Genomic DNA, 24,555 nt, shown 5'->3' on the forward strand with positions numbered 1-24,555 from the left:
CCATCTTCCCAGACCGGGGCGCGACGGCTCGCGAGCGCAACGGGGCGGCCATTCCTGCGCTCGTTTTTCGCGGTGGGGTTACGCTCGCCTTCATGAAAACCGGTGACACGGTGCCCGACTTCGAGCTGCCCGACCAGACCGGAACGCCCCGTAAGTTGAGCGCTCTGCTCGCCGACGGGCCCGTCGTGCTGTTCTTCTATCCCGCGGCGATGACGCCCGGTTGCACCAGGGAGGCCTGTCACTTCCGCGACCTGGCCGCGGAATTCGCCGCCGTCGGGGCCAACAGGGTCGGCGTCAGCACCGATCCCGTGCCAAAGCAGGCCCAGTTCGCCGACATGCGCAAGTTCGACTACCCGTTGCTGTCGGACGTCGAAGGCAAGGTAGCCACGCAGTTCGGTGTCAAGCGCGGCCTGCTCGGAAAGTTGATGCCGGTCAAACGCACGACCTTCGTCATCGACACCGACCGCACGGTGCTCGACGTGATCTCCAGCGAATTCAATTTCAATTCGCACGCCGACAAGGCGCTGCGGACGCTGCGGGAACGGTCGTCCGCCTAGCCCGTCAGGGGATGATCGCCAGGAAGATGTACGCGGCGAGCAACACCAGGTGCAACTCGCCCTGCAGCCGCGTAGCCCGGCCCGGCACCACGGTCAGCACGCTGATCGCGACGGTCACCGCGAACAACACGATCTGGGTGGCGCCCAGACCGAGCGACAACGGTCCCTTGAGCCAGATCGAGGCCAGCGCGATGGCCGGGATGGTGAGTCCGATGCTGGCCAGCGACGAGCCGTAGGCCAGGTTGAGGCTTCGCTGAATGCGGCCCTGCCGCGCCGCCCGCGCCGCCGCGAGCGTCTCCGGCAGCATCACCAGGGTCGCGATGGCCACCCCGACGAATGTCGGGGGGAATCGGGCCGCCGAGACGAGGTGCTCGATCGCCGGCGACTCCTGTTCGGCCAGACCCACCACCGCCAGCAGCGCGACGAAGAGGAGCCCCAGGCTTCGCAGCGCCGCCTCCCTGCTGGGCGGATCGGCGTGGCTGTCATCGTCGAAGAAGCTCGTTTGCCCCTTCTGCGTGACGGGGAGAAAAAAGTCGCGATGCCGCACGGTTTGGGTGAACACGAACAGCAGGTAGAGCCCCAGCGAGGCGGCGGCGGCGAAGATCAACTGGCCGGGCGAGAATTCTTTGCCCGCGTGGCTGGTGGTGAAGGTGGGCAGCACCAGGCTCAGAGTTGCCAGGGTGGTGAGGGTGGCCAGCGCCGCCCCGCTGCCCTCGGCGTTGAACAAGGTCACCCCGTAACGCCGGGAACCGAGCAGCAGCGATAGGCCGGCGATCCCGTTCGTCGTGATCATCAGCGCGGCGAAAACGGTGTCCCGGGCCAGCGTCGCCGCCTCGTTCCCGCCGGACGCCATCAGTGCGACGATGAGGGCCACCTCGATGGTCGTCACCGCGGCGGCCAGCACCAGCGACCCATAAGGCTCGCCCACCCGGTGAGCGACCACCTCCGCGTGGTGTACCGCGGCCAGCACCGCAGCGATGAGGAAGACCGCCTCCACCGAGGCCAGAACCGGCCCGGGCTGCATACCCAACGTGAGAACCAGCGCGAGGAGGGACAGCGGCGGCGCGACTGCGGTCCAGGAAGCCCAGGACACCCGTTTCAGCATCGCTCGCCATTCTCATCGAAGTCGGCAGCGGGCGCTTCTCGAGGCGACGGCCGTTCTTGGCACATTCATGTCTTCGGGTTCACCTGCTCAGTAGCATGCTGACATGCCGATTAGCGACGGCCGCGCGGATGGCCCGCAAGAAGGCCTTGAAGAAGGCCAGGTCTTCGCCGGATACACCATCATTCGCCGCTTGGGCGCCGGCGGCATGGGCCAGGTGTATCTGGCCCAGCACCCGCGGCTCCCCCGTCGGGATGCCCTCAAGGTCTTGCCCCGCGAGCTGACCGCGAACGACGAATTTCGCCAGCGGTTCAACAGGGAGGCCGACCTGGCCGCAAGCCTGTACAACGAGCACATCGTCGGGATCCACGACCGCGGGGAATTCGAAGGGCAACTGTGGATTTCGATGGACTACGTCGAAGGAACCGACGCCGCGAAACTGCTGCGCACCGAGTATCCGTCCGGGATGCTCAAAGCCGATGTCGTCGAGATTATCTCGGCCGTCGCCGACGCGCTGGACTACGCCCATTCGCGGGGGCTGCTCCACCGCGATGTCAAACCGGCCAACGTCTTGCTGACCGATCCCAGCCCGCGACGACGAATCCTGCTGGCGGACTTCGGCATCGCCCGAGAGCTGGGCGAAATCAGCGGTCTGACGGCCACGAACATGCTGGTGGGCACCACCGCGTACTGCGCGCCCGAACAATTGCAGGGCTCGGATCTGGACGGACGGGCCGATCAATACGCGCTCGGCTGCACCGCCTTCGAGCTGCTGACCGGTTCGGCCCCGTTCCGCCACTCGAACCCGGCAGTGGTCATCACTCAACATTTGTCGGCACCACCGCCGAACATCAGCGATCACCGGCCCGAACTCGCCGACCTCGACGGGGCTCTCGCCAGGGCTCTCGCCAAGAAACCCGCGGACCGTTACCCGACGTGCGCGGATTTCGCGGCGGCGCTTGCCAGCCAGTTCGACCATTCTTCCGCCGAGGTGCCCCACACCGTGGCGGGCCCCACCGAGGTCATCGCCGCACCGACGGAGTCTCCCCAGAGCGCGTCGCCGGCGACGTCGCCGGCAGCGCCCCGCGGCAACGGCGGGCGAGGCCCGGCTACGGTGATCGCGGTGCTCATTGCCGTCGCGGTGCTCGCGGTGGGGGCATACGTCGGCATCCACATGCTCGCCGACCGGCCGAACCACCACAACGCCGGCGCAACGCCTGCGAGGTCCTCCGTGCCGCCGCCCGGCGACGGCGCTCCCGCGCCCTCGCGGTCGTCACCGCCGGGACTCAAGCTCACCAGTCAAGTCACCGATCAGTCGAACGTTCTCGGGCCCCTCGAATACGCCGCGGTGAACCGAGCCGTCAACAACCTCTACAGCCTGCGCGGGACCCGGCTGTGGGTGGTGTACGTCAACAACTTCGGCGGTCTGATGCCATTCAGGTGGGCCGAGAACACCATGCGCGCCAACGGATTCAGCGATACGGACGCGCTTCTGGGCATCGCCACCGACGAAACCTCCTTCTCGTTTCGGGTGCCCGGGGCGGTGACCAACGGGAAGGCGATCGACGTCGAGATGATCCGCCGCGACCGTATCGCGCCGGCCGTTTACCGCCACGAATGGGCCCGCGCGGCCATCGCCGCGGCCAACGGCTTGGATGTGGCGCCCAGCTAGTCTTCGTTTTCCAGCAGCGGGTCGGCGTCGAAGCAGCTGTGGTCGCCGGTGTGGCAGGCACCGCCGACCTGGTCGACCGTCAGCAGCACGGTGTCGCCGTCGCAGTCCAGCCACACCGAGTGAACATGCTGGGTGTGCCCGGACGTCGCCCCTTTGATCCACTGCTCGCCGCGGGAGCGCGAATAGTATGTCGCCTCACGGGTTTCCAGGGTCCGCGCCAGCGCCTCGTCGTCCATCCAGGCGACCATCAGCACGTCGCCGCTGCCGCGCTCCTGCACCACGGCGGTGACCAGCCCTTCGGCATTGCGCTTCAAGCGCGCGGCGATGTTCGGGTCGAGCGTCATCGCACCGTGATCCCCGCTGCGGCCATGGCGGCCTTCACCTGCCCTATGGTCAGTTCGCGGAAGTGAAATACGCTGGCCGCCAGCACCGCGTCGGCCCCGGCGGCGACCGCGGGGGCGAAGTGATCCGCCGCTCCGGCACCACCGCTCGCGATCACCGGCACCGTGACCGCCGCGCGCACCGCCCGCAGCATCGGCAGGTCAAACCCGGCTTTGGTGCCGTCGGCGTCCATCGAGTTCAGCAGGATCTCTCCCACCCCCAGGGCGGCCCCCCGGGCCGCCCACTCGACGGCGTCGATGCCGGTGCCGCGGCGACCTCCGTGGGTGGTGACCTCCCAGCCCGACGCCGTCGGCTTAGGCCCATCGGGCCTGATTGGCACAGCGCGGGCATCGACGGACAACACGATGCACTGAGAGCCGAACTGAGTTGCCATCTCTGCCAACAGATCCGGGCGCGCGATGGCGGCGGTGTTCACCGAGACCTTGTCCGCCCCAGCGCGCAGCAATGCGTCGACGTCGGCGACGGTCCGGACCCCGCCGCCGACGGTCAACGGGATGAACACCTGTTCGGCCGTGCGGCGCACCACATCCAGCATCGTGGCCCTGCCCGACGATGATGCGGTCACGTCGAGGAAAGTGAGCTCGTCGGCACCTTCGGCGTCATAGGCGGCGGCCAGCTCCACGGGATCGCCGGCGTCCCGCAGGTTTTCGAAGTTGACTCCCTTGACCACCCGGCCCGCGTCGACGTCCAAGCACGGGATCACGCGCACCGCCAAGCCGGTGCCCGAATACATCTCAGTAATCATCGGGTTCGCCCAGGGAGCGCAGGATCTCGAGGACCTCGCCGTGCACGCCGGGTGCCGCCGCCAGCACCGAGCGCGCGGCGGGGGTCCACGGCCGGCCGGCCAGGTCGGTGACGATGCCACCGGCGGCCCTCACCTGTGCCACCCCGGCTGCGTGGTCCCAGATGTGGCCGCCGAATGTGATTGCGGCGCCCAGGATTCCATCGGCGACGTAGGCCAGGTCGATCCCGGTCGACCCGTGCATGCGCAGCCGGGAGGAGACCCGGCTCAAATTTTCCAGGACCGCCAGGCGATATCTCCCCGGGAAGCGGCCTCGAGAGTCGGCACTGAAAGCCCCCACTGCCACCAGGTTCTCGGCCAGCTCGGTGGCGGGCAGCGGTGGTTGCGGTTCACCGTTCTTCAACAGAGGGCCCCCCGCGACCGCGGTGTAGCGCACATCGATGAACGGCAACCAGGTCAGCCCCGCCACCGGGTCGCCGTCGTGCAGCAGTGCCAGCAGGATCGCGGCCATCGGCGACCCGGCCGCGTAGTTGAACGTGCCGTCGACGGGATCGACCACCCAGACCCAGGAAGAGTCGACGTCCGTGCCGCCGAATTCTTCGCCGTGCACGCCGATTCCGGTGGCGTCCTCCAGCGCGGCAACCACTTGGCGCTCGATGGCCAGGTCTATTTCGGTGGCGAAGTCGTTGCCCTTCTTGGCGACCGCCGAATCGGCGCGGTGTCCCTCCAAGAACGTCGGCACCGCCGCATCGAGTATGGCCGCCGCCTTGTCGACCAAGGGCGCTACCCGTGCCTCCAAATCCATTGCGGGCCTACGCCTTGACCGCTGCCAGTGCCTGGGGCAGCGTGAACCGCCCGGCGTAGAGCGCTTTGCCGACGATCGCGCCCTCAATCCCGCGGCCGGTGAGGTTGGCGATCGCCCGCAGGTCGTCCAGGCTGGACACGCCACCGGACGCGATCACCGGGGCGTCGGTGCGGTCGGCCACGGCGGCCAGCAGGTCGAGATTGGGGCCGCCCAACGTGCCGTCCTTGCTGACGTCGGTGACCACGTAGCGCGAACACCCTTGGCGGTCAAGGCGTTCCAGAACCTCCCACAGGTCGCCGCCGTCGCTTTCCCAGCCGCGGCCGCGCAACCGGTGCCCGCCGTCTGGATTGCCCTGGTCGATCTGAACATCCAAACCCACGGCGATCTTGTCGCCGTGCTCGGCGATCGCGCGCGCACACCATTGCGGGTTCTCACACGCCGCCGTTCCCAGATTGACCCGCGCGCAACCGGTGGCCAGGGCCGAAGCCAGCGAGTCGTCGTCTCGGATCCCGCCCGACAGCTCCACGCGCACGTCCAGCTTGCCCACCACCTCGGCGAGCAGTTCGCGATTGGAGCCGCGGCCGAACGCGGCGTCCAGGTCCACCAGATGGACCCACTCCGCCCCGTCCCGCTGCCAAGCCAGCGCGGCGTCCAGCGCCGAGCCATACTCCGTTTCGCTGCCGGCCTTGCCCTGCACCAGGCGCACGGCGCGGCCGTCGACGACGTCGACCGCCGGCAGAAGTATCAGCGACATCACGGCCATCCCTTAGAGTTTCTCCACCCAGTTACTCAGGACGGCCGCGCCGGCGTCGCCGCTCTTTTCCGGGTGGAACTGGGTTGCGGCCAGCGGCCCTTCCTCGACGGCGGCCAGGAACGGCACGTGGTGGGTGGCCCAGGTCAGCGCCGCATCGGCCGAACCTTCCCACCGCTGGGCGGCGTAGGAGTGCACGAAATAGAACCGGGCGCCTCCGTCCAGCCCATTGAAGAGCTCGCTGCCGCGACCGGGGGTCACCACGTTCCACCCCATATGCGGGACCACCGGCGCGTCCAGCCGGGTGACGGCTCCCGGCCACTGCCCGCAGCCCGTCGTCTCCACCCCGAATTCGACCCCGCGGGCAAACAGTATTTGCATGCCGACACACACGCCCAGCACCGGGCGGCCCGCGGCCAGCCGATCGGCGATGATCCGCTCACCCCCGATCTTGCGCAGGCCTGTCATGCACGCCTCGAACGCCCCGACCCCCGGCACCACCAGACCGTCGGCGGCCGCCGCCGCGCGGGCATCCGCCGTCACCTCCACCGACGCGCCGACCCGCTGCAGCGCCCGCTGCGCCGACCGCAGGTTGCCCGAGCCGTAGTCGAGAACGACCACCGATTTTCGCCGTAGCAGACCGGTCACAGAACGCCTTTGGTCGACGGTACGCCCGCGACCCTGGGATCGGGTTCGACGGCCTGACGCAGCGCGCGCGCCACCGCCTTGTACTGGGCTTCGGTGATGTGATGGGGGTCGCGGCCATACAGGACTCGCACATGCAGCGCGATGCGCGCATTTGCGGCCAATGTTTCGAACACGTGGCGGTTGACGACGGTGTGGTAAGGCACCGAGCTGCCGGCAATGGTGGTGTGCTGCAAGTGATCCGGCTCGCCGGTGTGCACGCAGTAGGCCCGGCCGGACACGTCGACGGCGGCATGGGCCAGCGTCTCGTCCATCGGGATGAACGCGTCGCCGAACCGGCGGATGCCCCTCTTGTCGCCGAGGGCCTGCCCAAGCGCCTGTCCCACCGCGATGGCGGTGTCCTCGATGGTGTGGTGACCCTCGATGTCGACGTCGCCTTCGGTGCGCACGGTCAAATCGAAGCTGGCGTGACTGCCCAGCGCCGTGAGCATGTGGTCGTAGAACGGCACGCCGGTGTCGACGTGGACCTGTCCGGTGCCGTCGAGGTCGAGCTCGACCACGATGTCGGATTCCTTGGTGCGACGTTCGGTTCGCGCGCGCCGCGCGGCTTTCCCTGTCTGCGTGGTGGTCACGGTGCTCCTACGGGGCTGGCTGGTGCGGGGGCCAGTTCGGTGGCCGCGATCTGGGCACTGGCCCGCAGGAAGGCATCGTTCTCCTCGGCGAGCCCGGTGGTGGCGCGCAGGTAGCCGGGAATCCCGACGTCGCGGATCAGGATACCGGCGTCGAGATACCGCTGCCAGGTGGCCGGCGCATCGGCGAACTCCCCGAAAAGCACGAAGTTGGCGTCGCTCGGGATCACCCGAAAACCCATGCCGCTCAGAGCCGTTGTGACGCGTTCACGTTCGGTCATCAGGATAGCCACGCTGCCCAGCGTGTCGTCGGCGTGCCGCAGCGCGGCCCGGGCCGCGGCTTGGGTGACCGACGACAGGTGATACGGAAGCCGCACCAGCAGCATCGCGTCGATCATCGCCGGCGTGGCGATCAGGTAGCCGAGCCGGCCGCCGGCGAAAGCGAACGCCTTGCTCATGGTGCGAGTGACGACGAGCTTGGCCGGATAGTCCGGAACCAGTGTCACCGCGCTGGGCTGCGAGGAGAACTCGCCATACGCCTCGTCGACGATCACGATGCCCGGCGCCACGTCCAGCAACCGCCGCAGGTCCGGAAGCGAGACGCTTTGTCCGGAAGGATTGTTCGGGCTGGCGACGAAGATGACGTCGGGCCGGCGGTCGGTGATGGCGGCGACCGCGACATCGACGTCGAGGCTGAAATCTTTGGCGCGGGGCGCCTCGAGCCATTCGGTGCGGGTGCCATCGGCGATGATCGGGTGCATGGAGTACGACGGGACAAACCCCATCGCGGTGCGCCCCGGGCCTCCGAACGCCTGCAGCAGTTGCTGCAGAATCTCGTTGGAACCGTTGGCGGCCCACAGGTTTTCGAGCGACAAGCGGATGCCGGTTTGCGCCGTGACGTAGGCCGCGAGGTCTCGGCGCAGGGACACCGCGTCGCGGTCGGGGTAGCGGTGCAGGTCCGCGGCGGCCCGCGCCACCGATCGCGTGACGTCCTCGACGAGGGCCTTGGTCGGCGGGTGCGGGTTCTCGTTGGTGTTCAGCCGCACCGGAACCGCCAATTGCGGTGCCCCGTAGGGGGATTTGCCGCGCAAATCCTCACGCAGGGGCAGGTCGTCCAGCGTCGGTTTGGCCGTGCTCATCGTTCGAACCTCCGACGTACCGCCTCGCCGTGCGCCGGCAGGTCCTCGGCCTGGGCCAAGGTCACGACGTGTCCGGAGACGTCTTTGAGGGCCGCCTCGGTGTAGTCGACGACATGGATGCCGCGGAGGAAGGTCTGCACCGACAGGCCGCTGGAATGCCGGGCGCTGCCCGCCGTCGGCAGCACGTGGTTGGAGCCGGCGCAGTAGTCGCCGAGGCTGACGGGCGCGTAGGCCCCCACGAAAATCGCCCCGGCCGAACGTATTCGGCTGGCAACCCGGGGCGCGTCGGCGGTCTGGATCTCCAAGTGTTCAGCGGCGTAGGCGTTGACGACCTTTACCCCGGCATCCAGGTCGTCGACCAGGATGATCGCCGATTGGCGTCCGCTCAGCGCGGCCGTCACCCGTTGGCGGTGCACGGTCGTTTGCAGCTGGGCAACCAGTTCGGCGTCGGTTGCGCCGGCCAGGTCCTCGCTCGGGGTAACCAGCACGCTGGCCGCCATCTCGTCGTGTTCGGCCTGGCTGATCAAGTCGGCGGCCACGTGTGCGGGATCCGCGGTGTGGTCGGCGAGGATCGCTATCTCCGTCGGCCCGGCTTCGGCGTCGATTCCCACCCGTGAGCGGCACAGCCGCTTGGCGGCGGTGACGTAGATGTTGCCGGGACCCGTGACCATGTCGACGGGTCTGAGTTCGCTTCCTTCGAGGTCGGTTCCGCCGTAGGCCAGCAGCGCCACCGCCTGCGCGCCACCCACGGCCCACACCTCGTCGACGCCCAGCAGCCTGGCCGCGGCCAGGATCGTTGGGTGCGGCAATCCGGCAAAGCGGGCCTGCGGCGGGCTGGCGACCACCAGCGAGCCGACACCGGCGGCCTGGGCCGGCACCACGTTCATCACCACGCTGGACGGGTACACCGCAGTGCCGCCCGGCACGTAGAGGCCCACCCGCTCCACGGGAATCCAGCGCTCGGTCACCGTCGCGCCGGGGGCGATCGCCGTGGTCACGTCGGTGCGGCACTGATCGGCGTGGACGGCGCGGGTGCGTTCCATCATCACCCGCAGCGCCTCGCCGACGGCGGGATCGAGTTCGTCCAACGCCGCCTGCAACGCAGCATCGGGCACCCGGACCGTCGCCGGCCGCACTCCGTCGAAGGACGCCCCGAAGTCCAGGGCCGCCTCGGCCCCGCGCTCGGCGACCGCCTGCACGATCGGGCGCACCCGGGGCAACACGGTCTCCACGTCGGCGCCGCCGCGCGGCAGCTCCGCCCGCAGGCGAGCAGCCGTGAGCTCCGCACCGCGCAGGTCGATGCGGGCCATCGGCGACGCTTGGGTGACGCTCATGTTGTCCATTGTCCCAGAGCAGCTCAAGTCGATATCCGACCGGTACAGTGCCGTCATGTCGAAAAAGGATCACCCCAACAACGCCCCGGGCGTTCCGATGGTCTTCCCGGTCTGGTTTGAGAACCTTCAGGTCAAATATCTCAACAATGCGCTCAAGCCGATCGCGCGCTACCTGCCCGGAACCGGGACCATCGAGCATCGCGGTCGCACATCCGGCAAGCCCTACAAGACGATCGTCACCGCCTATCGCAAGGGCGACGTGCTGGCGATCGCCCTGGCGCACGGCAAGACCGACTGGGTCAAGAACGTGCTGGCCGCGGGGCAGGCCGACCTGCATCTCGCCCGCCGCACCGTGCACCTCACCAACCCGCGGATCCTGCCGGCCGGCTCCGGCGGCCCCGAGGCCGAAGGCCTGCCGCGGATGGCGCGCATGCAGCTGCCCCGGATGGGGGTGTTCGTCGCCGACATCGCCTGAGTTCCCGTCGGGCGTGCGCCGGCACACCGAAACGGTCAGTTACATGTCGAGGCCGATGTCGAGCGCGCGCACCGAGTGGGTCAGCGCGCCGACGGCCAGGTAGTCCACCCCGGTCGCGGCGTAGGTCGTCGCGTTTTCGAGAGTGAGGCCGCCGGAGGACTCGAGCAGCACGGCGGGCGCGCGCGCGTCCCGGCGCTGCACCGCCATCTGCGTCTGCCACACCGGGAAATTGTCCAGCAGGATCAGCTCCGGCTTTTCGCCCAGCACCGCATCGAGCTGCTCGAGCGAGTCGACCTCAACCTCACAGGGCAGCTCGGGTGCGGCTTCGCGGACCGCGCGCAGCGCTTCGACGACGGATCCGGCGGCCGCGACGTGGTTGTCCTTGATCAGCGCCGCGTCGCCGAGCCCCAGGCGGTGGTTGACGCCGCCGCCCACCCGCACCGCGTATTTCTGCAGCACCCGAAGGCCGGGCAGGGTCTTGCGGGTATCGCGGACCTTGGCCCTGGTGCCCGACACCGCCTCGACCCAGGCCGCGGTCGCCGTGGCGATGCCCGACAGGTGGCAGAGCAGGTTCAGCATCGTCCGCTCGGCGGTCAACAGACCGCAAGTATCCGCCTGCACCGTCAGCAGCGACGTGCCCGGCTGCAGCCGGGCGCCGTCCTCGACGCGATCGAGCACGCGATATGAGCCGGCGCCCAGCACCTCGTCCAACACCAGCAAGGCCACCTCGACCCCGGCGATCACGCCGGCCTCGCGAGGCACCATCGACGCCGGGGCCACCGCACCGGCGGGCACCGTGGCCGACGTGGTGATGTCCGGCCCGTAGCGCAGGTCCTCGTGCAGCCCGCGCCGAATGATGTCTCGAGCGGCGTCGAGTTCACTGTCGGACAGCATCGTCAACCCACGGCCTCCAGCGCCTCCAACCGGACCGAGTTGTGATCCTCGCCCAGCCTCAGCACGCTGCTTCGAGCGTGTTCCGCCGCGGCTTCCGCGTACTCCGCGCGATGGTGGCAGCCGCGACTCTCGTTGCGTGCCAACGCCGCTGCGGTCACCACCCGGGCGGTGAGCGTCAATGCGACATCCTCGAAATCGCCGCGGCTGGCCACGTCCCGGACCCGCGCCCCGGACAGCGTGTCCGACAACCGCTTCAACCCGGCGGCATCCCGCACCACGGACACATCACGGCTCATCGCGCGTTGCAGGTGGTTGCGATCGAGTGCGGTGTGGGTGATCGGCTCGGGCGCCCCGAAGGTCAAACGGCGTGCATGCCCGGCCGCCGCCGCGTGTGCGGCCGCGGCCCTTCCGGCGCGGCCCCCGACCACCAGCCCTTCCAGCAAGCTGTTGGACGCCAAGCGGTTCGCGCCATGCATTCCGGTGCGGGCCACCTCGCCCGCGGCGAACAACCCGGGCAGCTCGGTCTGGCCGTGGACATCGGTGATGACGCCGCCGCAGCTGTAATGCGCGCCGGGCACGACCGGGATGGGCTGGCGCACCGGGTCGATGCCGGCGGCGCGGCAGGAAACGGTGACGGTGGGAAACCGACTTGCGAAGCCCTTGATGCCGCGCGCGTCGAGGAAGACGCACGGATCGCCGGTGGCCTTCAGCCGCGCGTCGATCGCCGCGGCGACGACGTCGCGCGGCGCCAGATCGCCCATGGGGTGAACACCGGCCGTTACCGAATTGCCGCGGCTGTCAAGCAATATCGCACCCTCTCCACGGATCGCCTCGGTGACCAGCGGACGCCGATTGCCGGTGCTGCGCCCGGCGGCGGGGCTGTAGAGCATCGTCGGGTGAAACTGGATGAACTCGAGATCGCTGACAGCGACACCGGCCCACAGCGCCAACGCGATTCCGTCGCCCGTGGCGCCCTCGGGGTTGGTGGTCGCGCCGTAGAGATGGCCCAGGCCACCCGAGGCCAGAATCACCGAGGGCGCGCTGATGATCCCGTACCCCTGCGGGTTGCCCACCATCACCCCGGTCACCCGTTCTTCGCCCAAGGCGTCATAGCGCAACACCCGCAGGGCCACGTGGCTCGTGCGGATGTCCAGCGTGGCCGCGGCGTGGTCGAGTGCGCGCTGAACCTCGGCGCCGGTGGCGTCGCCGCCGGCGTGCACGATGCGTCGCCGCGAGTGACCTCCCTCGCGTGTCACATCCCAGCGGCCCGGGGCGGATTCGTCGAATCGGGCTCCGGCACCGACCAATTCGGACACCGCGCGGTAGCCGTCAACGACGATCGAGCACACCGCGTCCGGATCGCACAGGCCCGCGCCTGCGGCCAGGGTGTCGGCGACATGGGCGTCGACGGAATCGTCGTTACCCGGCAGGACGACCGCGATGCCGCCCTGTGCGTAGTGCGTCGCGGTCACCCCACGCGCCTGGTCCGCCTTCGCCAGCACAACGACCCTGGCGCCGTCGCGATGGGCGGCCAGCGCGGCCGCCAATCCCGCCACACCTATGCCGATCACGACGACGTCGGCGGTGTCGGTCCAATCGGGACGGGCGATCATTCGCCGCCGCCCGGCTGCCCGATTTCGATCATGCGCTGCACACTGCGCCGGGCCGCGGCGGCGATCGTGGGCTCGACGCGAACTTCGTCGGCGCCTTCGACCAGGCAGCGCAACAGCGCTGCCGGGGTGATCATCTTCATGTACCTGCACGACGCACGGTCGTTGACGGCGCGGAAGTCGACGTGCGGTGCCGCCCGGCGCAATTGGTACAGCATGCCGATCTCGGTGGCGACCAGCACCTTGCGCGCCCGCGTCTGGTGAGCGGCGTCGAGCATGCCGCCGGTGGACAGGATCCGCACCCGGTCGGCCGGGAAGGCGCCCTCGCCCGCGAGGTACAAAGCCGAAGTGGCGCAACCACATTCGGGGTGTACGAACAGCTCGGCATCGGGATTGGCGCGGGCCTGCTCGGTGAGCTCGTCGCCGTTGATCCCGGCGTGCACGTGACATTCACCGGCCCACACATGCAGGTTCTTGCGGCCCGTCATCCTGCGGACGTGGGCGCCCAGGAATTGATCGGGGCAAAACAGCACCTCGCGGTCCGGGTCGATGGACTCGACCACCTCGACGGCGTTGGACGAGGTGCAGCAGATGTCGGTGAGCGCCTTGACGGCGGCCGTGGTGTTGACATAGGAGACGACGACGGCGCCGGGGTGCTCTTCCTTCCAGGCGCGCAGTTGGTCGGGGGTGATTGAGTCGGCCAGCGAGCAACCCGCCCGCTGATCCGGAATCAGCACGGTCTTTTGCGGGCTGAGGATCTTGGCGGTCTCGGCCATGAAGTGCACCCCGCAGAACACGATGGTGTCCTCGGGTGCGTCCGCGGCGATCCGCGACAGGGCCAGCGAATCACCGACGTGGTCGGCGACGTCCTGGATGGCGGGCAGCTGATAGTTGTGCGCAAGGAGGGTCGCGCCGCGCAACTTAGCCAGTCTGCGGACCTCGGCGGCCCATTGCTCGTCGGCGTCGACGCCGCGGTAGCCGTCGGGCGTGTTCGCGATACGCGCACTCATGTCGTCCGCGAGCGTGTCCATGCGGGTCAGCACCGTCACGGCGGCTCCTTTCGCGCTAGGAGGTTTTCGACTTAGAATCGAAAACATGGCCAATAGTAGCACCGCCCATGAAGTGCTTGCGGTCGTGTTCCAGGTTCGCCGGGTTTCGGAGCAGGTTAAGGGAGCGCCGCCGAGAGCGAAACCGCAGCTTAACGTGCTGTTATGGCAGCGTGCCAAGGATCCGCAGAAAGGAGCATGGTCGCTGCCGGGTGGGCGGCTGCGCAATGACGAGGATCTGACCACGTCGGTCAGGCGTCAACTTGCCGAAAAGGTCGATCTGCGTGAGCTAGCTCACCTCGAGCAGCTTGCTGTGTTTTCGGACCCGCGCCGGGTGCCGGGCGCCCGGGTGATCGCATCGACCTTCCTGGGTCTGGTGCCCTCCCCCGCCACCCCCGAGCTGCCGCCCGACACCCGCTGGCATCCGGTGAATGCGCTTCCGCCCATGGCGTTTGACCACGGCCCGATGGTGACCCACGCCCGCGCCCGGCTGGTCGCCAAGATGTCCTACACCAACATCGGATTCGCCTTGGCACCAAAGGAATTCGCGCTTTCCACCCTGCGCGACATCTATGGCGCGGCGCTCGGCTACCAGGTCGACGCCACTAATCTGCAGCGGGTCCTCGCCCGCCGCGGGGTCATCACGCAGACCGGCACCATAGCGCAGTCCGGCCGCAGCGGTGGCCGACCCGCGGCGCTTTACCACTTCACCGACTCTCAACTTCGGGTGACCGACGAATTCGCGGCGTTTCGCCCACCCGGCCAACCGTGAATCGGCCCAACCGCGACACACCGGTAAATTGGCCTTAATTGGTCAATGACACCGCGCGGGTGAGCTACAAACAGACGAGAACTGGCTCACATATGCGCCGATTACGCTTTGGCTACCGCCCGTTCATACGCGACAATGCCGGATGGCCAAGAAGGGACCCTGAATGGTTGAGCTCGGCAATCTGGCAGGTGAACGCGGCGCGGAGTGGATCGCCCGACCGCAGCACGAGGAACTGCAACGCAAGGTGCGGCCGCTGCTGCCCTCCGACGACCCCTTCTACCAGCCGCCGCCGGGCTATCAGCACGCCCAGCCGGGCACGGTGCTGCGCTCTCGCGACGTCGAGCTGGCGTTTCTCGGTCTGGTCCCGCAGCCGGTGCGGGCCGTCCAGCTGCTTTACCGAACCATGGACATGAATGGCGAGCCGGAGGCCACGGTCACGACCGTCATCGCCCCGGCCGAGCGCGCCCCGGGCCAGGCCTGCCCGCTGCTGTCATACCAGTGCGCCATCGACGCGATGACGTCCCGCTGCTTTCCGTCCTACGCGCTGCGGCGCCGCGCGAAGGCCCTGGGCTCGTTGAGCCAGTTCGAGCTCTTGCTGATCAGCGCCGCCGTCGCCGAGGGCTGGGCCGTCTCGGTGCCCGACCACGAGGGCATTCACGGTTCCTGGGGAGCGCCGTACGAGCCCGGTTACCGCGTCCTGGACGGAATCCGCGCCGCCTTGAGCTCAGAACGGATCGCGCTCTCTCCGTCGGCGCCCATAGGGCTGTGGGGCTACTCGGGCGGCGGGCTGGCCAGCGCCTGGGCGGCGGAGATGTGCGGCGACTACGCGCCCGAGCTGGACATCGTCGGCGCAGTTCTGGGCTCGCCCGTCGGCGATCTGGGCAACACCTTCCGCCGGCTCAACGGCAGCCTGCTGGCGGGCCTGCCCGCCCTGGTGGTGGCCGCCCTCGCCCGCATCTACCCGGACCTGGACCGCATCATCAAGGAGCACGTCAACGACGAGGGCCGTGACCTGCTCGATTCGCTCAAGGACATGACGACCGTCGAGGCCGTCGTCCGGATGGCGGGCAAAGACATGGGCGACTACCTCGACCAACCGCTCGAGGACATCCTGTCCACACCCGAGGTTTCCTACGTCTTCGACAGCATCAGGCTGGGAGCCGCGGTGCCGACGCCGCCGGTCCTGATCGTGCAGGCGGTGCACGACTACCTCATTGACGTGAACGACATCGACGCGCTGGCCGACGCTTATTCCGCCGGCGGCGCCAGGGTCACCTACCACCGCGACGCGTTCAACGAGCACATCGTTCTCCACCCATTGTCCGCGCCGATGACGCTGCGCTGGCTCACCGACCGGTTCGCCGACCGACCGCTGACGGAACACTTGATCCGGACCACCTGGCCGACGATGTTCCACCCGATGACCTACGTCGGCATGGCGCGGCTCATTAAGATCGCGGCCAAGGTGATCATGGGCAGGAAAATCCCGCACCGTCCGCTGTAAGCGTGCGTTCCGGTGTCGGCTAGGACACCGCGGCTTCCGGAGCCTCCGGCTCCATCGGCCGCTGAGGCGAACCGTTCGCTGAAGCCGGCAGTCCGCCGAGGTCGTCGCGAGCCTCGAGAGACGCCAGCGCGGCATACACGAGCGCGGCGACGGCGACGGGCCACAAAAGCGTCAGCGCCGCCTGCAGCGGCCCGAGGGCGAAGAACACCGGCGGTGCCTGAAGGACGTACGCCACCGACGGCTTTCCCGAAAGCGGTACCGCGTCGAAGTTCACCGCGCCGTAGGTCAGCCGAACCAACAGCGCACCCGTTCCGGCCGCGGCGGCAGCCGCGGCCAGCATGCCGATCGACAGCCCGATAAGCATCCCCGGCCCCCGGTGTTCACGCCACTGCCACACCAGTACCGAGCCCACCACCGCCAGCACGGTCAGCACACCCAACAGCAGACACGGCGCGTCGAAGAAGTGCTCGGATTCGGCGCCCAGATAGTCATGAACCCGTTCACCCGAGCGCGTGATCGCGACGACCGCGTGGATGGGTGGCGCGATGAACGCCCAGACCCCGCCGAGCACCACACCGGTGACCGCCACTCCCACCGCCACGATGACGATCGCGCGCAACGGTGGCGTGCGGGCGACACCGGCGGGCTCGGAGGCCTCGGGTACGTCGTGCTGGGTCACCGCTGCGCCTCCGCGTCGGCGGAGTCCACCGGTCCGTGCCGCGAGCATTGCGCCCGCCAGCCGTCCGGCCGGACCTGGACGACCATCCGGCGTCCACACTCGGCGCAGAACCGGGGCGGCTCGAGGCCCAGTCGGGCCGCGGTCGGCACGGCCGTTCCCCCCGGTTCCCCGGTGTATACGTTGTAGACGCCGGCACTGACCGGTGCGCCGAGTTCCCGAGCCACGCTTCTCAGTGTCTTACAAGCTCGCGTTGAGGGCCTTGATCGGCATCTGCAGATTTCCCAGCAGCTCGAGATCGGCTTCCGCGGGGCGGCCGAGTGTGGTCAGGTAGTTGCCGACGATCACGGCGTTGATACCGCCCAGGATGCCGCGCTTGGCGCCGAGGTCGCCCAGCGTGATCTCGCGGCCCCCGGCAAAGCGCAACATCGTCCGGGGCAACGCCAGCCGGAACGCGGCCACCGCCTTCAATGCCTCGCCGGCCGGCATGACTTCCAGGTCACCGAACGGGGTGCCCGGTCGCGGGTTGAGGAAGTTCAACGGCACCTCATCGGGACCGAGTTCGGCCAGTTCGGCGGCGAACTCCGCGCGCTGCTCGCACGTCTCGCCCATGCCGAGAATGCCGCCGCAGCACACCTCCATGCCGGCATCGCGCACCATCGACAGCGTCTGCCACCGCTCTTCCCAGGTATGCGTGGTGACGACGTTGGGGAAGAACGAGCGGGCCGTCTCCAGGTTGTGGTTGTAGCGGTGCACTCCTATCGCCGCGAGTCGGTCGACCTGCTCGGCGGTGAGCATCCCCAGCGAGCAGGCGATGTTGATGTCCACCTCGTCGCGAATCGCCTCGATGCCCGCCGCAACCTGGGCCAGCAACCGCTCGTCGGGCCCGCGCACCGCGGCGACGATGCAAAACTCGGTGGCACCCGACTTGGCCGTCTGCTTGGCCGCCTCCACCAGGCTGGGGATGTCCAGGCGCGCACTGCGCACCGGCGACGAGAAAAGCCCCGATTGCGAGCAGAAGTGGCAGTCCTCCGGGCAACCGCCGGTCTTGAGGCTGATGATGCCCTCGACCTCGACCTCCGGGCCGCACCAGCGCATCCGCACCTCGTGGGCCAGCCCCAGCAGCTCGTCGAGCCGTTCGTCGGGCAGTTGCAGCACCCGCAACACCTGTTCGCGGCCGAGCCCACGGCCGTCCTCAAGCACCTGTCGGCGGGCCACTTCCAGGATGTCGCCATGGCCGTCGGCTTCGGCTGTCGGTCGCGTGGCCGCTTGCGTCACGAGTTGACTCCCCTTGCATCCGTCGGCGGCCGCGCGCGACCGCCCCCGCCACGCGGTCGTGGCGTCCTGAACAAAAGTGTTCAAAGTAGGGTAACGGCCGCAGAAGCTGGTGATTGCCTGGGTATGCCAGCACAATGATCCCTACGCAAACTGCTACGCACGTCGAGTATGTGGCGCACCACATGCTCCTGCTGGCGATCCCGGCGTTCCTGCCGGCGATCGCCGTCGTCGCTGTGATCCTCTACGTGGCGTTGCGCGACCGCCGTAACGGCGGCTCCGACAATCCGGACGGGCGCGGCGACGCGGCGCAGACAAAGCGCGATTGACCGTGATTGACAAGGTCTCGATCGGGGCATTCCGGATCCTGCGAGCTGTGTCACAGCTGGCGAAGCGGCCATCCAATGTGAAAGGGGTTTCACGATGAGGTCGGGACTGATGGTTGTCGCCGAGGCACCGGCGCGCGGGGCCGGTCTGAATCAGGTGATCGGGCTGTCTATCGCCGCGGTGGTGATCGGCGCCATCATGCTGTGGGTCGGGTACGCCCATCGCACCCATCGCATCGAGTGGCTGACCCGCTTCGCCGACCGGGTGGGCGCGAAGTTCCACCGCCCCAACTGGGTGGCACTGCCGGTCCTGGTGTTCACCACGTCGATCATCTGCGCCCTGTTCGGATTCATCTGGGACGTCAGCTGGCACATCGGCAACGGCCGTGACCCCGGGCCCTTGGCCAACCCCGCGCACTACTTCATCATCATCGGCCTGTTCGGGATCTTCGTCGGAGGAATGCTGGCGGTCGTGCTGCCGTTCGACAAACCGGGCCCGGCCGCGGTGCGGATCACACGCAACTGGTACGCGCCGGTCGGCGGAGTCCTGATGGCCGGGTGCGGCATGTACGCGCTGATCGGGTTCCCGCTCGACGACATCTGGCACCGGATCTTCGGTCAGGACGTAACGCTTTGGGGTCCAACGCATTTGATGATGATCGGCGGGGCATGTTTCTCCCTTTTCGCGGTGCTGATGCTCGAGCGGGAAGGCGAGACCGACGCCGAGGAGGTCGTGCACGGCCCGTTCATCACGTTCCTGCGGTACTTGTCGCTGGGCGGGTTGTTCATCGGCCTGTCGGTTTATCAGATCGAATTCGACTTCGGCGTCCCCCAGTTCCGCCTCGTGTTCCAGCCGATGCTGATCGCCGCGGCGGCCGCGCTGGCGGCCGTCGCCGCCCGCGTGACGATGGGGCGGGGAGCCGCGATCATTGCCGCGCTGTTCGCCATCGCGCTGCGGGGCACGGTCTCGTTGCTCGTGGGACCCATCCTGGGCGCGGCGATCAACTGGTTCCCGCTGTACCTGGGACCCGCGCTGGTCGTCGAGCTCGTCGCGCTGACTCCCCTGTTCAAGCGCCCCATCGCTTTCGGCGCCGTCTCCGGCCTCGCCGTCGCCACGCTGGGGCTCTGGCTGGAATCGCTGTGGATCGGGGCGGTGTACCACTACCCGTGGCCGGTGAAGATGTGGGGCGAGGCGCTGGCAATGTCGGTGCCCGTGGGCGTGCTGACCGGTATCTGCGGGGCGATGTTCGGCATGGTCCTCACCGGCCAGCGCCTCCCGGGCCGCAAGCTCGGCATCGCCGTGATCGCGTCGGCGGTGGTGGTGATCGGCGGCGCGGTGGCCAACGGGTTGCACATCACGGTGCCGCGGCAGAACACCGCCACGGTCACGCTGACGGACCTGCCCAGCCCGGCCGGACAGCGCATGGTGTCCGCGGACGTCCAGCTCACCCCGCCGTTCGTCAGCGACCACCCGGAATGGCTCTCGATCCTGTCCTGGCAGGGCCGGATGGAGAACAACCGCGGCCTGATGATCGACAAGCTCGCCAAGGTGGGGCCGGGGCACTTCCGGTCCACCCAGCCGGTGCCGGTGTGGGGTTCCTGGAAGACGCTGCTGCGGGTCCAGGACGGGCGCACGATGACGGCCGTCCCGATCTTCGAGCCGGCCGACGACGCCATCCCGGCGGCCGAGGTCCCCGCGCTCGCGTCCAGCACGCGCCCGTTCGTCCTGGAAGTGACCATCCTGCAACGCGAACGGGATCAGAGCGCGCCTGCCTGGTTGTTCACCGCCGGCGGGATCGTGGTGTTGTTCTTGACGCTGATGGTGATCTCGGCGCTGACGTGGGGCGCGGGCCGGCTCAACAACGCCGAAAACGCTCCCGAGCCGGTCGAGGAGAGGCAGCCCGTTCCCGGCGCCCCCAGAGCGGCGTGACCCGATGACGGTTCGCGGCACCGTCGTCTCGGCGCGCGTGTCGGCCTTGCTGGGGGCCTTGCTGTGGGCCTTGCTGTGTGCTCTGGTGGCCTGCGGCGGGAAGTCGCAGAACCCCTCGCCCGCCGCGGGCCTGAATCTCGATGTCACCATCGCCCGGGGTCAGGTCACCCCGACCAACGCCGCCCTGCAGGCCAAGGTGCGCCAGCCCATCACCCTGCGGGTGACCAGCGACGCCACCGACGAGCTGCACGTGCACTCGACCCCGGATCACAAGTTCGAGGTCGCCGCCGCCCCCAACCAGACATTTCAGTTCAGCGTCGACGTCCCCGGCAACGTCGAGGTGGAGCTGCACCATCTGAACCGCACGATCGCGACCATCCAAGTACAGCCGTGAGCTCCGCCGGCGCGACGGTGCTCGCGCACGGTCTCGGCGGCTCGGGCGACCTCCCGGTCCCCTACCTGTACGCGATGGTGGGTGCCGCGTGGGCGTTGACGTTCACGTTCGCGCTGGTCGCCTTCGCGTGGCGGCGACCGCGGTTCGACCCGGAGAAGCCGGGCCACCCGCTGCCGACGGCGGTGACCGCCTTCGTCGACGCCCCGGCGACCCGCGGCGTGGTCGCCGGATTGGCGTTGGTCTTCGCGGCGTGGGTGGTGGTGGCCGGGGTGTGGGGTCCGCAATCGGAGTCCAACGCCCTGCTCGGGGCGTTCTACGTGTTGCTATGGGTCGGGCTGGTCGCGCTGTCGCTGGCTTTCGGACCGGTCTGGCGGGTGCTCTCGCCGATGCGCACGATGTATGTGCTGCTGCGGCGCCTCGTGCCCGAAACAGCTGGCCGGCCCGGTCCGGCGGATGGGCGGTCCTACCCCGAAGGCTGGGGATACCGGCCGGCGGCTGCGGGCCTGTTCGCTTTCGTCTGGATGGAGCTGGCCAGCCCGAATTCGGCATCGCTGGCTTGGGTCAAGGCCTGGCTGGGGACCTACTCCATACTGATGCTGGCCGGGGGCTGGCTGTGGGGTCAGCGCTGGTTCGCCCGGGCCGACCCGTTCGGCGTCTACAGCATGGCCGTGTCTCGCCTGTCCCCTTTTCGCCGCCACCCGGTGAGCGGCGAAATCGTCATCGGCAATCCGCTTGACCACCTGCCGTCGCTGCCCGTGCGCCCGGGCATCGTCGTGACGCTGGCAGTGCTGCTCGGATCGACCGCGTTCGACAGCTTCTCCTCCTCCCCGACGTGGCGCGGCTTCGCCGATCGGCTCTCGCGCGCCCCGGGCCTGGCGCCGGCGCTGTCGTCGTCGCTGCTGCGGACCATCGGACTGATCGTCTTCATTTCTGTTGTGGCACTGACATTTTCTTTCGCGGCCCGTGCCACCGGCGGCGTCGACCGTGCGCAACGTCGCGCGCTGCCCGGCCAGCTGGCGCATTCGCTCATCCCGATCGTGGTGGGCTACGTCTTCGCCCACTACTTGAGCTATCTCGTCGAGCGCGGGCAGCAGGCCGTCTTCGCCCTGGCCGACCCGTTCGGCCGCGGCTGGAACCTGCTGGGGCTGGCGCACCTGCATGTTGCCTATGTGCTTTCGATGCACCCGCCGGTGCTCGCCGGAATCAAGGTGGCCTGCGTGGTCACCGGGCACATCCTGGCGGTCATCGCCGCCCACGACAAAGCGCTGCGAGTGCTGCCCGAGGGCCACCAGCTCACCGGTCAGCTCACCATGATGCTGGTGATGGTCGGCTACACGTTCACCGGCTTGTACCTGTTGTTCGGCGGCTGAAGCCGGTCGACGGGTGTGCGCCGGTGGCGACGACACGCCGAAGTGAGCCGCCCTGGATTCACAGCCCCCGCCCTGGTTGCACACTCGCCGAGCGCCCCCGTGCGAAGGACTGCGCATCAGCCAATCGGGTGCTCGACGCGCATGTTGCCGTCCCAGCGGCGCAAACCCACAAAGCGGCCGTCGATCTGCGACGGCCGGCCCGCGATGCGCAGCGCACGCCCGAGTTGGTGTCCGCCGACCCGGCGGGCAAGCGTTACGTGCGCGGTCCACTGACCGGGCAGGCTGTTCGCCATCGGCTCGGGAGTCAGCTGTGAACGGCAGAGGCGGTGCACCTCGGCGTGTAGGGCCAGCAGCTCGCTCGTGGGCACGATGAGCCGCGCGAACACGACACTCGCCCGCCCGAACAGGACCGGTGCACCGACCGCGGCGACCGATGGCAACCGCTCACTGACCGTCCGCAGCAGCCCGTCGACCCGCGGGTCGATGCTGTCGGCGACGGCCAGCGTCACATGCGGCCGGCTTGCGGGGGCCTGACTGGGGATTCCGGCGCCGGCCAGCGCCTCCCAGATGCCACGTATCGCCGCCTCGGTCTCGGAGTCGAACACCAGCTCGATTGAATGCACCATCAGCGGACCAACGCGGTGACCCAGTCACGGTCGAAGGCGCCGGCGCTCAGGGCCGCGAAGTCGGCGGCGCCCATCGATCCGGCGCCGGCGGGCAGGACACCGCGCAGGGGGGCGAGCCGGCCCAGCGCGGACCGATTCGAGCTCTCCACCAATCCGGGCGCCCCGGGCCAGCTCCCAATCACCAATCCCGCGCATGAAACCTGTTGCGCCGCAAGTGATTCCAGGGTCAAGGCGGTGTGGTTGAGGGTACCCAACTCCGCGGTGACCACCACCAGCGCCGCGGCACGCAGCTCAACGGCGAGATCACGCAGCGTGACTCCCCCGTCGGCGAGTTCGACCAGCAATCCGCCCGCACCCTCCACCATCGTCAGACGGCTCGGGCGGTCCAGGCCGGCGATGAGCTGCACCAGCTGGTCACCGGTGGGCAGCGCCGTCGCGGCCTCGGCGGCCGCAGCGGCCGGCGCGAGGGGTTGCGGATATCGAGCCAGACCGGCGAGCTCGGTGACGCCCGATAACCGTTCCACCTCGGCGAGGTCGTCATCGCCGGAGTCGGTGCCCGTCTGGACCGGTTTGCACACGGCCACGTCTATGCCCGCCTGGCGGGCGTGACAGGCCAGCGCCGCGGTGACCACCGTCTTGCCGACGCCCGTGCCCGTGCCCGTCACGACCAGGACGGTCAATGGCAGGCCCTAACGAGACCCGGCGAGCACATCGGTCAGCACGCGGCGCGCGAGCTCGATTTCGGCGGCATCCAGGGACGCGCGCGCGGTGAGGCGGAGTCGCGATGTGCCGGCGGGCACGGTCGGGGGCCGGAAGCATCCCACCCGGACGCCGGCGTCCAGGCACGCGGCCGCCGCCGCCACCGCCACTTCCGGGTCGCCGAGGATCACCGACACCACCGCCGACTGCGGCGCCTGCGATACGCCGCAGATCCCGGCCAATTCGCGCGCGTGCGTCAACACGGCCCCCGGGCGCCAGGTTTCGGTCCGCAGCACCCCCAGCGCGGCCCGCGCGGCGCCCACCGCGGCGGGGGCCAGGCCGGTGTCGAAGATGAACGGCCGCGCCGCGTCGATCAGGTGGGCGCGCACCGCCGCGGGACCCAGGACCGCGCCGCCCTGGCTGCCCAACGCCTTGGACAACGTCGTGGTCAGCACGACGTCCGGGGCGCCGGCGAGCCCGAGCTCGTACAGGAGTCCCCGTCCCCCGCCTCGCACGCCGAGGCCGTGGGCCTCGTCGACGATGAGCAGCGCGCGGTGGCGGCGGCAGGCCTCGTGGAGGTCGCGCAGCGGAGCGAGCGCGCCGTCGGTGCTGAACACCGATTCGGTGACCACGACGGCGCGCTCCTCGTCGCGCGCTGCCAGGGCCGTCTCCACGGCGGCGACGTCGCGGTGCGGCGTCACGACCACCCGGGCCCGCGACAGCCGGCAGGCATCCACCAGCGATGCGTGCGAGTAGGCGTCGGAAAGCAGCAGCGAACCGCGCCCCGACAAGCCCACTACCGCCCCGAGGTTGGCCGTGTATCCCGACGAGAACAGCAACGCCGAGGCGGCGCCGGTGAACTCGGCGAGCTCGGCCTCGAATTGCTCGTGCAGCTCGGTGTCGCCGGTAACCAGGCGTGAACCCGTGGCGCCGGCGCCCCAGACCCGCAGGGCCGCCACGCCGCCCTCGATGACGTCGGGATGTTGTGACAGACCCAGGTAGTCGTTGGACGCCAGATCCAGTTCGGTCGCCACGGCGGCGCGCGGCCGCAGCGAGCGACGCAGTCCGGCGTCGCGGCGCTGCCGTTCGGTGGCCTCGAGCCAGGCCAGCGGGGATGTCTCGATCGGTGCCCGCGCGAAGGCGTCCATGACCCGTCAGCCTACGAGGCGCGCAACCTCGA

Annotated in this window: 27 protein-coding genes; 9 read left to right on the top strand and 18 right to left on the bottom strand. The window is 69.1% G+C overall.

All coding sequences use genetic code 11. From position 1 onward, the window contains the following. Positions 1-92 precede the first annotated feature (92 nt). The gene (locus JO059_RS14310; protein WP_293319762.1) at positions 93-557 is read left to right on the top strand and encodes a peroxiredoxin; all 465 of its coding nucleotides are present in this window, start codon (positions 93-95) and stop codon (positions 555-557) included. 4 nt (positions 558-561) lie between these two features. Here JO059_RS14310 and JO059_RS14315 read toward each other — a convergent pair whose 3' ends face one another. Continuing rightward, on the bottom strand, positions 562-1,662 hold the full coding sequence (locus JO059_RS14315) for a calcium:proton antiporter (RefSeq protein WP_293319764.1): 1,101 nt from the start codon (positions 1,660-1,662) through the stop codon (positions 562-564). Between the two features lie 103 nt (positions 1,663-1,765). Here JO059_RS14315 and JO059_RS14320 point away from each other — a divergent pair, with 103 nt between their 5' ends. Further along, entirely contained in the window at positions 1,766-3,331 is a 1,566-nt protein-coding gene (locus tag JO059_RS14320) for a serine/threonine-protein kinase (protein WP_293319766.1), read from the top strand. On the opposite strand, the gene hisI is transcribed toward JO059_RS14320, so the two are convergent. From hisI to hisD, 8 genes are read right to left on the bottom strand one after another with little or no spacing between them, the layout of a single operon-like run. Further along, positions 3,328-3,675 (bottom strand): phosphoribosyl-AMP cyclohydrolase, encoded by a 348-nt coding sequence (gene hisI, locus JO059_RS14325; protein ID WP_293319768.1) that lies wholly within the window; start codon positions 3,673-3,675, stop codon positions 3,328-3,330. The two genes, JO059_RS14320 and hisI, sit on opposite strands and share 4 nt — an antisense overlap. Further along, complete coding sequence (gene hisF / locus JO059_RS14330; RefSeq protein WP_293319812.1) at positions 3,672-4,466, bottom strand: imidazole glycerol phosphate synthase subunit HisF; 795 nt, start codon at positions 4,464-4,466, stop codon at positions 3,672-3,674. Before hisF ends, hisI begins: the two co-directional genes overlap by 4 nt. Before the next feature lies 1 nt (position 4,467). Continuing rightward, on the bottom strand, positions 4,468-5,280 hold the full coding sequence (locus JO059_RS14335) for an inositol monophosphatase (protein WP_293319770.1): 813 nt from the start codon (positions 5,278-5,280) through the stop codon (positions 4,468-4,470). A 7-nt stretch (positions 5,281-5,287) separates the two neighbouring features. Beyond that, positions 5,288-6,037: a bifunctional 1-(5-phosphoribosyl)-5-((5-phosphoribosylamino)methylideneamino)imidazole-4-carboxamide isomerase/phosphoribosylanthranilate isomerase PriA gene (priA, locus tag JO059_RS14340; RefSeq protein ID WP_293319814.1), complete on the bottom strand. Its 750-nt coding sequence runs from the start codon at positions 6,035-6,037 to the stop codon at positions 5,288-5,290. Between the two features lie 9 nt (positions 6,038-6,046). Next, entirely contained in the window at positions 6,047-6,670 is a 624-nt protein-coding gene (gene hisH / locus JO059_RS14345; protein WP_293319816.1) for an imidazole glycerol phosphate synthase subunit HisH, read from the bottom strand. A 5-nt stretch (positions 6,671-6,675) separates the two neighbouring features. After that, a complete protein-coding gene (gene hisB / locus JO059_RS14350) occupies positions 6,676-7,308 on the bottom strand; it encodes an imidazoleglycerol-phosphate dehydratase HisB (protein WP_293319772.1) in 633 nt (210 codons plus the stop codon). Beyond that, entirely contained in the window at positions 7,305-8,444 is a 1,140-nt protein-coding gene (locus tag JO059_RS14355) for a histidinol-phosphate transaminase (RefSeq protein ID WP_293319774.1), read from the bottom strand. The genes hisB and JO059_RS14355 overlap by 4 nt, the downstream gene beginning before the upstream one ends. Continuing rightward, positions 8,441-9,787 (bottom strand): histidinol dehydrogenase, encoded by a 1,347-nt coding sequence (hisD, locus tag JO059_RS14360; protein ID WP_293319776.1) that lies wholly within the window; start codon positions 9,785-9,787, stop codon positions 8,441-8,443. Before hisD ends, JO059_RS14355 begins: the two co-directional genes overlap by 4 nt. Before the next feature lie 46 nt (positions 9,788-9,833). Here hisD and JO059_RS14365 point away from each other — a divergent pair, with 46 nt between their 5' ends. Then, complete coding sequence (locus JO059_RS14365) at positions 9,834-10,253, top strand: nitroreductase family deazaflavin-dependent oxidoreductase (RefSeq protein WP_293319778.1); 420 nt, start codon at positions 9,834-9,836, stop codon at positions 10,251-10,253. 39 nt (positions 10,254-10,292) lie between these two features. Here the strand turns inward: JO059_RS14365 and nadC are convergent, their stop codons facing one another. The 3 genes from nadC to nadA are packed head-to-tail and all read right to left on the bottom strand — an operon-like array spanning position 10,293 to position 13,806. Beyond that, positions 10,293-11,147, bottom strand: coding sequence for a carboxylating nicotinate-nucleotide diphosphorylase (nadC, locus tag JO059_RS14370; RefSeq protein ID WP_293319780.1), 855 nt, complete (start codon positions 11,145-11,147; stop codon positions 10,293-10,295). A 2-nt stretch (positions 11,148-11,149) separates the two neighbouring features. Next, complete coding sequence (locus tag JO059_RS14375; protein ID WP_293319817.1) at positions 11,150-12,757, bottom strand: L-aspartate oxidase; 1,608 nt, start codon at positions 12,755-12,757, stop codon at positions 11,150-11,152. After that, positions 12,757-13,806: a quinolinate synthase NadA gene (gene nadA / locus JO059_RS14380; RefSeq protein WP_293319782.1), complete on the bottom strand. Its 1,050-nt coding sequence runs from the start codon at positions 13,804-13,806 to the stop codon at positions 12,757-12,759. The genes JO059_RS14375 and nadA overlap by 1 nt, the downstream gene beginning before the upstream one ends. A 46-nt stretch (positions 13,807-13,852) precedes the next feature. Between nadA and JO059_RS14385 the strand changes: the two genes are divergently transcribed. Further along, positions 13,853-14,575 carry an NUDIX domain-containing protein gene (locus tag JO059_RS14385; RefSeq protein WP_293319784.1) on the top strand — a complete coding sequence of 241 codons (723 nt, stop codon included), beginning with the start codon at positions 13,853-13,855 and terminating at the stop codon, positions 14,573-14,575. A gap of 163 nt (positions 14,576-14,738) precedes the next feature. Next, positions 14,739-16,079 (top strand): lipase family protein, encoded by a 1,341-nt coding sequence (locus JO059_RS14390; protein ID WP_293319786.1) that lies wholly within the window; start codon positions 14,739-14,741, stop codon positions 16,077-16,079. Positions 16,080-16,098: 19 nt separating this feature from the next. Here the strand turns inward: JO059_RS14390 and JO059_RS14395 are convergent, their stop codons facing one another. From JO059_RS14395 to bioB, 3 genes are read right to left on the bottom strand one after another with little or no spacing between them, the layout of a single operon-like run. Beyond that, positions 16,099-16,758: a DUF2567 domain-containing protein gene (locus JO059_RS14395; protein WP_293319788.1), complete on the bottom strand. Its 660-nt coding sequence runs from the start codon at positions 16,756-16,758 to the stop codon at positions 16,099-16,101. Further along, on the bottom strand, positions 16,755-16,982 hold the full coding sequence (locus tag JO059_RS14400; RefSeq protein ID WP_293319790.1) for a hypothetical protein: 228 nt from the start codon (positions 16,980-16,982) through the stop codon (positions 16,755-16,757). The genes JO059_RS14395 and JO059_RS14400 overlap by 4 nt, the downstream gene beginning before the upstream one ends. 13 nt (positions 16,983-16,995) lie before the next feature. Continuing rightward, on the bottom strand, positions 16,996-18,033 hold the full coding sequence (gene bioB / locus JO059_RS14405) for a biotin synthase BioB (RefSeq protein ID WP_293319792.1): 1,038 nt from the start codon (positions 18,031-18,033) through the stop codon (positions 16,996-16,998). 134 nt (positions 18,034-18,167) lie between these two features. Here bioB and JO059_RS14410 point away from each other — a divergent pair, with 134 nt between their 5' ends. The 4 genes from JO059_RS14410 (at position 18,168) to JO059_RS14425 (ending at position 22,050) form a co-directional block, all read left to right on the top strand. Further along, positions 18,168-18,359: a hypothetical protein gene (locus JO059_RS14410; protein WP_293319794.1), complete on the top strand. Its 192-nt coding sequence runs from the start codon at positions 18,168-18,170 to the stop codon at positions 18,357-18,359. Between the two features lie 94 nt (positions 18,360-18,453). Continuing rightward, positions 18,454-20,286 (top strand): hypothetical protein, encoded by a 1,833-nt coding sequence (locus JO059_RS14415; RefSeq protein WP_293319796.1) that lies wholly within the window; start codon positions 18,454-18,456, stop codon positions 20,284-20,286. A 4-nt stretch (positions 20,287-20,290) separates the two neighbouring features. After that, positions 20,291-20,680 (top strand): hypothetical protein, encoded by a 390-nt coding sequence (locus tag JO059_RS14420; RefSeq protein WP_293319798.1) that lies wholly within the window; start codon positions 20,291-20,293, stop codon positions 20,678-20,680. Continuing rightward, on the top strand, positions 20,677-22,050 hold the full coding sequence (locus tag JO059_RS14425) for a hypothetical protein (RefSeq protein ID WP_293319800.1): 1,374 nt from the start codon (positions 20,677-20,679) through the stop codon (positions 22,048-22,050). Before JO059_RS14420 ends, JO059_RS14425 begins: the two co-directional genes overlap by 4 nt. A gap of 116 nt (positions 22,051-22,166) precedes the next feature. Here the strand turns inward: JO059_RS14425 and JO059_RS14430 are convergent, their stop codons facing one another. Genes JO059_RS14430 through JO059_RS14440 form a run of 3 tightly spaced genes read right to left on the bottom strand, consistent with a single transcriptional unit; the run spans position 22,167 to position 24,523 of the window. Next, entirely contained in the window at positions 22,167-22,676 is a 510-nt protein-coding gene (locus JO059_RS14430; protein WP_293319802.1) for a 2'-5' RNA ligase family protein, read from the bottom strand. After that, on the bottom strand, positions 22,676-23,356 hold the full coding sequence (gene bioD, locus JO059_RS14435) for a dethiobiotin synthase (protein WP_293319804.1): 681 nt from the start codon (positions 23,354-23,356) through the stop codon (positions 22,676-22,678). The genes JO059_RS14430 and bioD overlap by 1 nt, the downstream gene beginning before the upstream one ends. 9 nt (positions 23,357-23,365) lie before the next feature. Then, entirely contained in the window at positions 23,366-24,523 is a 1,158-nt protein-coding gene (locus JO059_RS14440; protein WP_293319806.1) for an 8-amino-7-oxononanoate synthase, read from the bottom strand. Positions 24,524-24,555: the final 32 nt, after the last annotated feature.

Origin of the sequence: Mycobacterium sp. (assembly GCF_019247615.1) — a bacterium.
Classification (GTDB): domain Bacteria; phylum Actinomycetota; class Actinomycetes; order Mycobacteriales; family Mycobacteriaceae; genus Mycobacterium.

Bases quoted from the DNA above. Each gene is read 5' to 3' on its own strand.
- JO059_RS14310 (WP_293319762.1), top strand. From the start codon at position 93: ATGAAAACCGGTGACACGGTGCCCGACTTCGAGCTGCCCGACCAGACC.
- JO059_RS14315 (WP_293319764.1), bottom strand. From the start codon at position 1,662: ATGCTGAAACGGGTGTCCTGGGCTTCCTGGACCGCAGTCGCGCCGCCG.
- JO059_RS14320 (WP_293319766.1), top strand. From the start codon at position 1,766: ATGCCGATTAGCGACGGCCGCGCGGATGGCCCGCAAGAAGGCCTTGAA.
- hisI (WP_293319768.1), bottom strand. From the start codon at position 3,675: ATGACGCTCGACCCGAACATCGCCGCGCGCTTGAAGCGCAATGCCGAA.
- hisF (WP_293319812.1), bottom strand. From the start codon at position 4,466: ATGTATTCGGGCACCGGCTTGGCGGTGCGCGTGATCCCGTGCTTGGAC.
- JO059_RS14335 (WP_293319770.1), bottom strand. From the start codon at position 5,280: ATGGATTTGGAGGCACGGGTAGCGCCCTTGGTCGACAAGGCGGCGGCC.
- JO059_RS14355 (WP_293319774.1), bottom strand. From the start codon at position 8,444: ATGAGCACGGCCAAACCGACGCTGGACGACCTGCCCCTGCGTGAGGAT.
- hisD (WP_293319776.1), bottom strand. From the start codon at position 9,787: ATGGACAACATGAGCGTCACCCAAGCGTCGCCGATGGCCCGCATCGAC.
- JO059_RS14365 (WP_293319778.1), top strand. From the start codon at position 9,834: ATGTCGAAAAAGGATCACCCCAACAACGCCCCGGGCGTTCCGATGGTC.
- nadC (WP_293319780.1), bottom strand. From the start codon at position 11,147: ATGCTGTCCGACAGTGAACTCGACGCCGCTCGAGACATCATTCGGCGC.
- JO059_RS14385 (WP_293319784.1), top strand. From the start codon at position 13,853: ATGGCCAATAGTAGCACCGCCCATGAAGTGCTTGCGGTCGTGTTCCAG.
- JO059_RS14390 (WP_293319786.1), top strand. From the start codon at position 14,739: ATGGTTGAGCTCGGCAATCTGGCAGGTGAACGCGGCGCGGAGTGGATC.
- JO059_RS14410 (WP_293319794.1), top strand. From the start codon at position 18,168: ATGATCCCTACGCAAACTGCTACGCACGTCGAGTATGTGGCGCACCAC.
- JO059_RS14415 (WP_293319796.1), top strand. From the start codon at position 18,454: ATGAGGTCGGGACTGATGGTTGTCGCCGAGGCACCGGCGCGCGGGGCC.
- JO059_RS14420 (WP_293319798.1), top strand. From the start codon at position 20,291: ATGACGGTTCGCGGCACCGTCGTCTCGGCGCGCGTGTCGGCCTTGCTG.
- JO059_RS14430 (WP_293319802.1), bottom strand. From the start codon at position 22,676: ATGGTGCATTCAATCGAGCTGGTGTTCGACTCCGAGACCGAGGCGGCG.
- JO059_RS14440 (WP_293319806.1), bottom strand. From the start codon at position 24,523: ATGGACGCCTTCGCGCGGGCACCGATCGAGACATCCCCGCTGGCCTGG.